Source organism: Roseomonas rosulenta (assembly GCF_016106005.1).
Lineage (GTDB): Bacteria > Pseudomonadota > Alphaproteobacteria > Acetobacterales > Acetobacteraceae > Neoroseomonas > Neoroseomonas rosulenta.
The window spans coordinates 1-10,586 of record NZ_JACADR010000150.1; the positions used below are offsets into that span (position 1 = coordinate 1).

At 68.8% G+C, this 10,586-nt stretch carries 14 protein-coding genes; 9 read left to right on the forward strand and 5 right to left on the reverse strand.

Going from position 1 to position 10,586, the window contains the following annotated elements; all coding sequences use genetic code 11:
- Window positions 1-191 precede the first annotated feature (191 nt).
- Both HW578_RS16720 and thiE read left to right on the forward strand, forming a co-directional pair.
- Window positions 192-1,112 carry a class I fructose-bisphosphate aldolase gene (locus HW578_RS16720; RefSeq protein ID WP_198371751.1) on the forward strand — a complete coding sequence of 307 codons (921 nt, stop codon included), beginning with the start codon at window positions 192-194 and terminating at the stop codon, window positions 1,110-1,112.
- Between the two features lie 103 nt (window positions 1,113-1,215).
- Window positions 1,216-1,842, forward strand: coding sequence for a thiamine phosphate synthase (gene thiE, locus HW578_RS16725; RefSeq protein ID WP_198371752.1), 627 nt, complete (start codon window positions 1,216-1,218; stop codon window positions 1,840-1,842).
- 8 nt (window positions 1,843-1,850) lie between these two features.
- Here the strand turns inward: thiE and HW578_RS16730 are convergent, their stop codons facing one another.
- Window positions 1,851-2,255 carry a BLUF domain-containing protein gene (locus HW578_RS16730; protein WP_198371753.1) on the reverse strand — a complete coding sequence of 135 codons (405 nt, stop codon included), beginning with the start codon at window positions 2,253-2,255 and terminating at the stop codon, window positions 1,851-1,853.
- Here HW578_RS16730 and HW578_RS16735 point away from each other — a divergent pair.
- Both HW578_RS16735 and HW578_RS16740 read left to right on the forward strand, forming a co-directional pair.
- Window positions 2,254-3,120, forward strand: coding sequence for an FkbM family methyltransferase (locus HW578_RS16735; protein WP_198371754.1), 867 nt, complete (start codon window positions 2,254-2,256; stop codon window positions 3,118-3,120). The genes HW578_RS16730 and HW578_RS16735 overlap by 2 nt on opposite strands.
- A 24-nt stretch (window positions 3,121-3,144) precedes the next feature.
- Window positions 3,145-3,990: a TauD/TfdA dioxygenase family protein gene (locus tag HW578_RS16740; RefSeq protein ID WP_198371755.1), complete on the forward strand. Its 846-nt coding sequence runs from the start codon at window positions 3,145-3,147 to the stop codon at window positions 3,988-3,990.
- Window positions 3,991-4,058: 68 nt separating this feature from the next.
- On the opposite strand, the gene HW578_RS16745 is transcribed toward HW578_RS16740, so the two are convergent.
- From HW578_RS16745 to epmA, 3 genes are all read right to left on the reverse strand, one after another.
- Window positions 4,059-4,370: a c-type cytochrome gene (locus tag HW578_RS16745; protein ID WP_198371756.1), complete on the reverse strand. Its 312-nt coding sequence runs from the start codon at window positions 4,368-4,370 to the stop codon at window positions 4,059-4,061.
- Window positions 4,371-4,372: 2 nt separating this feature from the next.
- Window positions 4,373-5,056 (reverse strand): hypothetical protein, encoded by a 684-nt coding sequence (locus tag HW578_RS16750; protein ID WP_198371757.1) that lies wholly within the window; start codon window positions 5,054-5,056, stop codon window positions 4,373-4,375.
- A gap of 72 nt (window positions 5,057-5,128) precedes the next feature.
- Complete coding sequence (gene epmA / locus HW578_RS16755) at window positions 5,129-6,163, reverse strand: EF-P lysine aminoacylase EpmA (RefSeq protein WP_198371758.1); 1,035 nt, start codon at window positions 6,161-6,163, stop codon at window positions 5,129-5,131.
- A 36-nt stretch (window positions 6,164-6,199) separates the two neighbouring features.
- Between epmA and HW578_RS16760 the strand changes: the two genes are divergently transcribed.
- From HW578_RS16760 to HW578_RS16770, 3 genes are all read left to right on the forward strand, one after another.
- Window positions 6,200-7,186, forward strand: coding sequence for a lysine-2,3-aminomutase-like protein (locus tag HW578_RS16760; protein WP_198371759.1), 987 nt, complete (start codon window positions 6,200-6,202; stop codon window positions 7,184-7,186).
- 320 nt (window positions 7,187-7,506) lie between these two features.
- On the forward strand, window positions 7,507-7,797 hold the full coding sequence (locus tag HW578_RS16765) for a type II toxin-antitoxin system Phd/YefM family antitoxin (RefSeq protein ID WP_198371760.1): 291 nt from the start codon (window positions 7,507-7,509) through the stop codon (window positions 7,795-7,797).
- Window positions 7,794-8,216 carry a type II toxin-antitoxin system VapC family toxin gene (locus HW578_RS16770; RefSeq protein WP_198371761.1) on the forward strand — a complete coding sequence of 141 codons (423 nt, stop codon included), beginning with the start codon at window positions 7,794-7,796 and terminating at the stop codon, window positions 8,214-8,216. The genes HW578_RS16765 and HW578_RS16770 overlap by 4 nt, the downstream gene beginning before the upstream one ends.
- Before the next feature lie 110 nt (window positions 8,217-8,326).
- Here HW578_RS16770 and HW578_RS16775 read toward each other — a convergent pair whose 3' ends face one another.
- Window positions 8,327-9,547: a PIN-like domain-containing protein gene (locus HW578_RS16775; protein WP_198371762.1), complete on the reverse strand. Its 1,221-nt coding sequence runs from the start codon at window positions 9,545-9,547 to the stop codon at window positions 8,327-8,329.
- Between the two features lie 155 nt (window positions 9,548-9,702).
- Here HW578_RS16775 and efp point away from each other — a divergent pair, with 155 nt between their 5' ends.
- The gene (gene efp / locus HW578_RS16780; RefSeq protein WP_198371763.1) at window positions 9,703-10,269 is read left to right on the forward strand and encodes an elongation factor P; all 567 of its coding nucleotides are present in this window, start codon (window positions 9,703-9,705) and stop codon (window positions 10,267-10,269) included.
- Window positions 10,270-10,375: 106 nt separating this feature from the next.
- A partial coding sequence (locus HW578_RS16785) for a hypothetical protein (RefSeq protein WP_198371764.1) occupies window positions 10,376-10,586 on the forward strand: 211 nt, incomplete at its 3' end.

Sequence of the window (10,586 nt, forward strand, 5' to 3'; positions counted from 1 at the left end):
CTGCCCGCCCGCCCGCCCAGCCTCGACCTCGGTGCCCTGGACCTGCGCCGGCGCGCCGATGTTGCGCGCCTGGCGGCCTGGCTTGCCATGGAAGCGCCACAGGCGGGCGCCACACCGCCGCCCGCGTGACAGGCCGCGCAGCCTGCGCTATCGCGCGCCGCGCCGATCACGACCCGAAGGAAGGACGCCCAATGAAGCTGACCCGCCGCGTGAAGGAAATCCTCTCCTGGTACGAGAGCGACAACCCCGGGACCAAGGCGAACCTCGCCCGCATCCTGATGGAGGGGAAGCTTGGCGGCACAGGCCGCATGGTGATCCTGCCGGTGGACCAGGGCTTCGAGCATGGCCCGGCGCGGTCCTTCGCGCCCAACCCCGCGGCCTATGACCCGCACTACCATTTCGAGCTGGCGATCGAGGCGGGGCTCAACGCCTATGCCGCGCCGCTCGGCATGATCGAGGCGGGGGCCGCCACCTTCGCCGGGTCCATCCCGACCATCCTCAAGGTCAATTCGTCCAACAGCCTGTCGACCACCAAGGACCAGGCGGTGACGGGCAGCGTGGCGGATGCGCTGCGCCTGGGCTGCTCGGCCATCGGCTTCACCATCTACCCGGGCAGCGAATACCAGTTCGAGATGATGGAGGAGCTGCGCGAGCTCGCCGAGGAGGCGAAGTCCGCCGGCCTCGCCGTCGTCGTGTGGTCCTATCCGCGCGGCCCGATGCTCGACAAGGCGGGCGAGACCGCCTTCGACATCTGCGCCTATGCCGCGCACATGGCCGCGCTGATGGGCGCGCACATCATCAAGGTGAAGCCGCCGATGGAGCCGCTGTCGCTCGAGGCCGCGAAGAAGGTCTACATCGAGCGCAAGATCGACGGCTCCGACATGGCCGCGCGCATCCGTCACATCGTGCAGACCTGCTTCAACGGCCGCCGCCTGGTCGTGTTCTCCGGCGGCGAGGCGAAGGGCACCGACGCGCTGCTGGCCGAGGTGAAGGCGATCCATGCCGGTGGCGGCAACGGTTCCATCGTCGGGCGCAACGCCTTCCAGCGGCCGAAGGAGGAAGCACTGAAGCTGCTCGCCTCCATGATCGAGGTCTACAAGACCAAGGCGTGACCTGGGGCGCGCGGGCGGGTGCCGGACCCCGCCCGCGACCTGCCCGTGACGCCGCGCGCGGGGCGGCGCTTCCCAAACCGCGGCGCCCGCGCGATCAGGGGTCATGACCGACCGCTGCCGCCTGTATCTGATCACCCCGCCGCGGCTCGACCCGCTCGCTTTCCGCGAGACCTTGGCCGCCGCACTCGATGCCGGCGATGTCGCGTGCCTCCAGCTGCGGCTCAAGGATGCGGCGCCCGACGACGTGGCCCGCGCGACCGAGGCGCTGATGCCGGTCTGCCATGCGCGCGACGTCGCATTCATCCTGAACGACGACGCCATCCTCGCGCACCGGCTGGGCTGCGACGGCGCGCATCTGGGCCAGCAGGATGGCGACCATGCCGGGGCGCGGATGCTGCTCGAGGGGAAGATCCTCGGCATCACCTGCCATGCCTCCCGCCACCTGGCCATGACCGCGGGCGAGCAGGGGGCGGACTACGTCGCCTTCGGCGCCTTCTTCCCGACCGACACCAAGGAGACGGTCCACACCGCCGGCACCGACCTGCTGGAATGGTGGTCGGAGATGATGGAGATCCCCTGCGTGGCGATCGGCGGCATCACGGCTGCGAATTGCGGCCCACTGGTGCGTGCAGGGGCGGATTTCCTGGCCGTGGTCGGCGCGGTGTGGAACCACCCCGAAGGCGCGGCGGGCGGGGTACGGGCGATGAACGCGGCGATAGCGGCAGCCTGACGGCGGTGTCAGGCCGCGCGCGGGTGCGCGGCCAGGCGGCGGAACACCGCCAGCGCCTCGGCGGCCGAGGCATCGCGCGCCGCGCCTGCGCGCACCTGCTCCCGCGTCCACATCCAGCTCTGTGGCGGGTCGTCGCGCATGGTCCAGGTGGGGAACAGGCGCTCCGCGGCATCGCCGCAATGCACCACCGCGACATCCACGTGGCGGTCGTCCTTGAGGATGCGGGCGAGGGTGGCGGTCACCGCCTCGCGCGGGCCTTCGAGCAACTGCATGAACAGGTCGGCGCGGCAGATCAGCGCGCCGGTGATGCCGCGCCGGCCGTTGTTGGCGCGCGCGCTGAGCAGGATGTTGTCGAGAACGCCCTCGTCGAAGCCGAAGGGGCGCGAGGTGTAGATCAGCTGCGACAGCGGCATGGAGGCCCTCCCGTGGGTCGCGCGCATCATCGCGCAGGGCGCGCGCCGTGGCGAGGGTGCGCGGCCATCGCCGCGCCACGACCGCTGCGCTAGGCTCGGCGCCACGCATCGGATGCAGGGGCGAGCCACCTTGGACGAGATCACCTTCCACACCCTGCTGCACCGCCCGGGCACGTTGGTCGATGTCGGCGCGCATGACGGGCTGATCACCGTGCCGCTCGCGCGGCTGCCGGGGTCGCGCGTGCTGGCCTTCGAACCACTGCCGCCAGCCTTCGCGCGGCTGCAGGCAGCGCTGCGCGAGGCCTTCGGCGACGCGCCCGCGCATGTCGAGTGCCACGCGGCGGCGCTGGGCGACCAGGCGGGCGAGATCACGCTGGCGATGCCCGTGCTGGATGGCGTGGCGCAGGAGCAATGGGCGAGCACGGCGAAGGACTATGCCGCGCATCTCTCCGCGCGCGTGAGCGTGCAGCGCTTCGCGGTGCCGCTGAAGCGGCTCGACGACTTCGCCATCACCGACCTCACGGCTCTCAAGGTCGATGCCGAGGGGGCGGAATACGAGATCCTGCGCGGCGCGCGCGAGACGCTCACGCGCTGCCGCCCCGTGATCACGCTGGAGGTGGAGGAACGCCACCGCGAGGGCAGCACCTGGGCCGTGCCCGCCTATCTCGATGCGCTCGGCTACGACGTGCTGTTCGAGCTGCGCGGCGAATGGTTCCCGATGGGCGCGCTGGATCGCCCGACCATGCAGCGTGCCTCGCCCGATCCTTCGGTGTTCGAGGCCTCGGACCCCTATGTGTTCGTGTTCTACGCCCTGCCGCGGGAGCACGCGGCGGCGATGCTGGCGCGGCTGCGGACGGCGGCGTAGCCTGCCGGCAAACGGAGGAACGCCATGTCCATCACCGCGCAGCGCATCACCGTCACGCGCGCCTCGGGCTCCTGCGGGGCCGAAGTGTCCGGCATCGATCTGCGCGGCGGTGTCGATCCCGCGACGGTTGCGGAGCTGCGCCGCGTCTGGCTCGACCACGGGGTGCTGTTTCTGCGCGACGTACACCTGCCGCCGCGCGACTTCCTGGCCTTCGCCGCGCAGTTCGGCACGCCGGTCGAATACCCCTTCGTGCGCGGGCTCGAGGGCTTCCCGCAGATCACCCCGGTGGTGAAGGAACCGCACGAGCGCATCAACTTCGGCGGCGTCTGGCATTCCGACACGGCCTATCTGGAGCGCCCGCCCATGGCGACCATGCTGGTCGCGCGCGAGGTCCCGCCCGCCGGCGGCGACACGCTCTTTGCCGATTGCCGCGCCGCCTACGACGCGCTCTCGCCCGGGCTGCGCGCGACGCTCGACGGGCTGCGCGCGATCAATTCCTCGCGCAAGGCGGACGCGTCCAAGACGCGCGAGGACCGACAGAAGGAACGCGGCGCGGTGACGAATGCGGAGGTGCTGGAAGCCGCCCACCCCGTGGTGCGCACCCATCCCGAGACCGGGCGGCGCGCGCTGTACGTGAACCTCGGCCACACCACGCAGTTCGAGGGCTGGACGGTCGAGGAATCTAAGCCGCTGCTCGACTTCCTGTTCGCCCACATCATGAAGCCGGAATTCACCTGCCGCTTCCGCTGGGCGCCGGGCTCGCTCGCGCTGTGGGACAACCGCGCGGTGCAGCACTACCCGGTCAACGACTACCATGGCCATCGGCGCGAGATGCACCGCATCACGCTGGCCGGCGACGTGCCGGCCTGATCCGGTCGGAAGGCGTCGGGCCGCACTGACCCGCCTGCGATGCTGCAGGCGGGTCAGTGCGGCACGGTCTATCGCTCCAGGGACCGGAGATAGGCCAGGAAGGCCTCGATCTCCGCCTGGTCGAAGCTGGTCTGCGGCATCGCGGGGTGGCCGGTGAGAATGCCCTCGGCGAGTGATTCCGCCAGCTGGTCCACCGGGTAGCGGCGATGCAGGTCGCGGAAGGGCGGTGCCGGCGGGCGGGGGCTCGCGCCCGTGGGGCCGACGGCGTGACAGGAGGCGCATCGCGCCTGCGCCAGGCGCTCGCCCTCGGCCACGCGCGGGTCCGGTCGCGGCGCGCAGGCGGCGGCGATGATCAGCAGCAGGACCAGGCCAGCGCGCATCCTCACCCTCCGCAATTCGTCAGCGCCGCGGTGGCGAAGCCGCGGATCTCCGAGGTCACGCTCAGCGCCAGCTCCGCATTGCCGAGCGTGACCACCTGGCGCTGCGGCAGACCGGTGAAGGTCTGCGGGTCCTGCCCCGCCACCGTGACCACCACCTGCGCCGTGCGGTTGATGTCGTCGGTCTGCGCGGCGGTGCTGACCACCACGCGGACCAGGCCCTCGGCCAGTTCGATCCCGGCAGTCTCCGGGATTCGGGCGCCGTAGACGATGGCGAAGCGGCGCGCGGTGCCGCGCGCCTCGCAGCGGCGCACCGGGCCGGCGTCGCGCAGCACCTGCTCGATCCTCTCGCGCTCGACCCCGGCGGCGATGCGCTGCTGCGCCAGGGAGAACACCGCGGCCGAGGCGCCCGAGGGCACGTCGCGGTCGTAGCGCCGCTGCAGCGCCACGTTGGCCTCGCGCGCCTGGCGCAGCTCGCCCTCCAGGCGGGAATTGCGCAGCTGCAGGTCGCGCGCCTCGGCCCCCACATCGGCGAGCCGGCGTTCGAGCCGCGTGACCTCGGTGCCCGCCAGCTCGAGCCCGCTCTGGTAGGCCACCACGCCGAGCCCGGCGAGGATGCCGAGCACCAGCAGCCACTTCGCCGCGCGCAGTGCGAACTGCCCGCGCCGGCGGCGCCTCTCCCGGCTCATTCTGGATCCGATCGCCATGCGTCCCGTGCTTGCTTCGCGCGGGGGGTATAGACGCGACGCGGGTGCCGGGGGTCAAGTCACGGGCAGCCAGAGCACGTCCTCGATGCGGCGCGCCCCGCCCGCGAGCATGGCCAGGCGGTCGAAGCCGAGCGCGATGCCGGCGGTGGGCGGCAGGCCGTGGGCGAGGGCGGCGATGAAATCCTCGTCGATCTCCCAGCCGTGATCGCCGGTGATGCGGCGGCGTTCCTCGTTCGCCTCCTGGAACCGTGCGCGCTGTTCGGTGGCGTCGGTCAACTCGTCGAAGGCGTTGGCGAGTTCGAGGCCGGCCACGAACAGCTCGAACCGCAGGGCGGCGCGCGGGTCGGCCGGGTCGCGCCGGGCCAGCGCCGCCTGGGGGGCCGGCCAGTGGGTGAGGAAGGTGGCGCGGCCGCGGCCGATCGCCGGTTCCACGCGCTCCAGCAGCAGGCGGAAGAACAGGTCCTCCCAGGATTCGTCGGGGCGCGGGGGCAGGCCGGCGGCCGCAGCGGCCGCGTGCAGGCGGGCCGCATCGCCCTCGGTGGCCAGGAGGTCGAGGCCGTTGCACCAGCGGGCGAAGGCATCCTGCATCGTGATCCGTTCGAAGGGCAGCGCGAGGTCGGTGCGCACGCCATCGTGTTCCACCACGGGCGGGCAGACGGTGCGGATGAAGGCCTCGGTCTCCTCCATCAGGCCTTCGAAGGACAGGCCGGGGCGGTACCATTCCAGCATGGTGAATTCCGGGGCGTGGCGGGCGGAGGCCTCGCCGTTGCGCCACACCCGGGCCAGTTCGAAGACCGGGCCGGCGCCGCCGGCCAGCAGCTTCTTGATCGCGAGCTCCGGCGAGGTGCGCAGCCAGAGCGGGCGCGAGGCGCCGGCGCCCAGATGCGCCTCGAACCGGGTGGCGAAGGCGCGGATATGGACCTCGGCGCCGGGGGCCTCGACCAGGCAGGGGGTCTCGACCTCGGTGTAGCCACGGCCGGTGAAGAAGGCGCGGGTGGCGGCGGCGAGGCGCGCGCGGGCCGCGAGGAAGGGCAGGCGGGCGGCGAGGCGCTCGGGGTGCCAGGGGGCGCGCGCGGGGGCGGTCGGCATTGCGGGTGGCTCGGGCTTCCGGTAGGGGCCGCGACCATGCCGGACGGAACACCCACAGGCCAGGGACGGCCCCTGCGCACGGCCCGCGCGCTGCGCCAGGCCGGGCTGATCGTGCCCGAGGCCGAGGCGGGCGCGGCCGCGGTCGCGGCGCGCTACGCGATTTCCGTGACGCGGCATGTCGCGGGGCTGATCGACGCCGCCGACCCGGCGGACCCGATCGCGCGGCAATACATCCCGGACCCGGCGGAGCTGGTGACGGCCCCGGGCGAGATCGAGGACCCCACCGCGGACCAGCCCTTCACGCCGGTGAAGGGCGTGGTGCACCGCTACCCGGACCGGGCGCTGCTGAAGCCGCTGCTGGCCTGCCCGGTCTATTGCCGCTTCTGCTTCCGGCGCGAGGTGGTGGGCCCGGATGGCGGGGTGCTGAGCGAGGCGGAGCTGGAGGCGGCCCTCGCCTGGTTCGAGGGCACGCCGGCGGTGCGCGAGGCGGTGCTGACCGGCGGCGACCCCTTCATGCTGAGCGCGCGGCGGCTGCGGGCGATCCTGGCCCGGCTGGGGGCGGTGCCGCATATCGAGACGCTGCGGGTGCATACGCGGGTGCCGGTGGCGGACCCGGGGCGGGTGGACGCGGCGCTGGTGGAGGCTCTGCGCGGCGCGGGCAAGCCGGTGTTCGTGGCGGTGCATGCGAACCATGCGCGGGAGTTCGCGGGGCCGGCGCTGGACGCCCTGGCGCGGCTGGCGGATGCCGGGGTGGTGCTGCTGGGGCAGAGCGTGCTGCTGCGCGGGGTGAATGACTCGGGCGGCGCGCTGGAAGACCTGGTGCGGGCGATGCTCCGCGCGCGGGTGCGGCCGTACTACCTGCATGCGTTGGACCCGGCGCCGGGGGTGGCGCGGTTCTCGGTGCCGGATGCCGAGGGGGTGGCGCTGGTCGAGGGGCTGCGGGGGAAGGTGCCGGGGTTCGCGGTGCCGGTGTTTGTGCGGGAGAGCCCCGGCGGTGGCGGGAAGAAGCCGGTGCGCGCGTAAGGCGCTGGAACGCAAGACCTGTTGGTTTCGGACAAATTCCCCTTCCGCGGCAGAAATGTCGGTTTCGGACAAATGGTGGGTCCGGGGCGGAGGTGCCGGTTTCGGACAAATTGTCCGCGTTCGGCGGCGGGGGTGGCTTTCGGACAGGTCGCGACGGGCGCGCCTTGAGGGCGCGAGGGCGGAGAGGACAGATGTGCGGCTTCAAGGAGCGGCAGCCCGGGGTGGAAGCGGACTGAATTCCTATAAAGCCATAGGGCGGGGGCGAGGTCCAGGGAAAACCGCTTGCGGCGGTGCTCGGCCGGGCCATATGGTCATGTGAGATGACCAGTCAGGAGGCGCCGATGGGCGCGGTGCGGACGATCAACGCGACGGAGTTCAAGGCCACCTGCCTCGACCTGCTGGACCAGGTGAACAGCGGCACCATCGAGCGGCTGGAGGTCACGAAGCGGGGGAAGGTGGTGGCGGTGGTGACGAAGCCGGCGGCACCGGCGGCCGGGGACCTGCACGGGTTCCTGCGCGGCAGCGTCATCATCCCGCCTGACCTCGACCTGACGGCGCCGACCGGGGGGGATGCGCCCACGGATGCGGAGCTGGGCATCCTGCATCGGTGAGCGCGGTCCTGCTCGACACCTGCGCGGTGATCTGGCTGGCGCAGGGGGAGGCCATGAGCGAGGCCGGGCGCGAGGCCATCCGGGCGGCGGCGATGGGCGACGGGGCCTATGTCTCGGCCGCGACGGCGTGGGAGATCGGGCAATTGTGCCGCCCGCGCGGGCAGCGCGCGCCGCTGGTGCTGCTGCCCGACCCGGAGACATGGATGGCGCGGGTGTTCGCGGCGCCGGGGCTGCGCGAGGCGCCGCTGACGCGCGAGATCATGTGGCGGGCGAGCGCGCTGCCCGGGGCGTTCCATGCCGACCCGGCGGATCGGTTCATCGTGGCGACGGCGCAGACGATGGGGGTGCCGGTGGTGACTCGGGATCGGGCGATCCTGGCCTATGCGGCGGAGGGGTTTGTGAGGGCGGTGGGGTGTTGAGGTTTGGACCTTGGGGTAGCTCACGCGCGCAATAATGCGGCGGATGCTACGACAACCAACACCTCACGAGGGCCTGGAGGGAAAACTCCATTTCCCAGCAGTAGCCGCTTTCATTGACCCTCGACAACACGCCTGAGGGGCAAAATCTTTTCATCGACAGCCGCAATCTCTCTATTTATTTCTCTAATTCTGTCGGAATTTTCAAATAGAAATTCCACGTTTTCCTCTTCCTCAAGATCAGAAGCTGTCTTATCATCCATAAATTCCTGTAATTTCTTTTCGATTATCATTTTGTCCCAGACTAATTGTCCTTTTTTTCGCAATAAATGCTTATAAAGGAGCCGGTTTGCTGATCCATCCATGCCCTGATGTGGCGCAGTGCCAGCATTTTCAGGCAGCACATGCCTGAGCACATTAAAGACTTCAGCCCAGTCGCGAAAGGCTGGTCGCTGCCGAGCCACATCATCGACCGTCTCCTGACTAACCTCGCCGCTTATTTTTTCTTTTGAATATTCAACAAAGCGCTTAATCTGATAGAAGTGTATCTCCTGCCCGGTCTGCTCAAAGAACTCTCTTCGGAGTTCAGGGCGCGGCCCTATGGTTTTGCCGCCCTTGCGGAGCCACCAGTCCTCTTTGGTGTCCTCAGTTACGAAAATTACCGGTCGCTGTGCTCGTTTGGCGAACTCGATCATCTCGTTCCAGATGATCAGGTCTCCGTACACCTCTCGATCACCTGCCCCAGATGAGCGCTTAGCTTTTGCGTCAGCATATCCAGGACCTATCTGCTTCTCATATCTCGTGGCGCCGGTCGCGAATATGGTCGCCAACTCGGGTTCGGAAAAATCTGCTCCGACAGCGCCGGAAAATACCGCGCCAATCCGCTCATGAAGCTTCTCGAAGTACTCTTCTGAAGAGTGATCCTCCATCGCCTCCTGAACTCTAGCTTGAACCTTGGTCAATTCGTCGATGAGGTGGCTAAGGTCAGCCTCGATTTCAGCAAGCGGATGAAGACCAAGATCATTACTGATGGCGGACATTTTCTTTAGTTCGTCAGAACACTTGATTATAGCCTCATTAATGGAGCGGCAAATCTTATCGTTCTCCCGGAGCTTTTCATGACGATTTTTATTATATTCCAAACCCACCTGAAATGGTAGCCAAATGCGCGGGCGAAGTTTCTCCAATATTTCAACAATTTCGTCTGCAGTTCTTTGCTTGTACCGAAATAGTCGAAGCAGAACATTTGTATCAAATATAAATATGCAGTTAGCTAAGATCTTGTCGATTTCTTCTTTTGAGCGCCGAAAATGCTCTCTAAACTCTTCTCTCACTGTGTTGCTCTCTCAGCCTCGTAGGTCGGTTTGGGTTTGCTTTGGGTCGCGGCAACTCTCGTCGAAAGGCGTTGCGAATTGCAGATTCTGGCCTGGAGGGCTAAAGGGCCAGCCCGAATCGCGTGCGCTGACGTGCTGAATTAGGAACATGGCCCATGGCAAAGATGCAAGCCAACCAAATGCGTGCCGGCATGGTCATCGAGTTCGAAGGGGCTCGCTACACCATCCTCAAGCAGAACATCATGATCCCCGGCAAGGGCGCCGCGGTCATCCAGGTCGAGATGCGCAACGTGAAGTCCGGCGCCAAGAAGGACCAGCGCTGGCGCACCGCCGACACGGTCGAACGCCTCACCACCGAGGACAAGGAATTCACCTACTCCTACGAGGATGGCGAGAACCTGGTCCTGATGGACCCAGCCACCTTCGAGCAGACCATGGTGCCCAAGGACATCCTGGGCGACCGCCTGCCCTTCCTGCAGGAGAACATGACCGTCAACGTCAAGCTCATCGAGGGCGAGCCCGTCTCGATGGACCTGCCCGAGACCATCGTGCTGGAGGTGATCGAGGCCGATCCCGTGGTGAAGGGCCAGACCGCCTCCTCCTCCTACAAGCCCGCGGTCATGTCGAACGGCGTGAAGGTCATGGTGCCCCCCTTCATCACGGCCGGCGAGAAGATCGTGGTGAAGACCGCCGACGGCACCTACTACGAACGCGCGAAGTAGCGCGCCGCCGTCGCGCCTGATGTGGCGCAACACGCGCCGGCGGTTCGGGGCTAGAGTGCGGATCGCCGGCGCGCCTCCCGCGCGCGGCGCGGAGAGGATGCGCGACATGTGCTTGCGGCCCGTTCTCCTTGCCCTGTTCGCCCCTGTCGTGGTGTCGGCCTTCGCCGCGCCGGCGCAGGCGGTGGTCTATTGCCAGTATATCGGCGTGCCGGCCGGCTGCGTGGCGCGGCCTGGCGTGGCGCTGCGCGCCGCCCCGCGCGTGGGTGCGCCTGGCGTCGGCGTGGCCCCCGGCGTGGGTGTCGGCGCCCCCGGCGTGG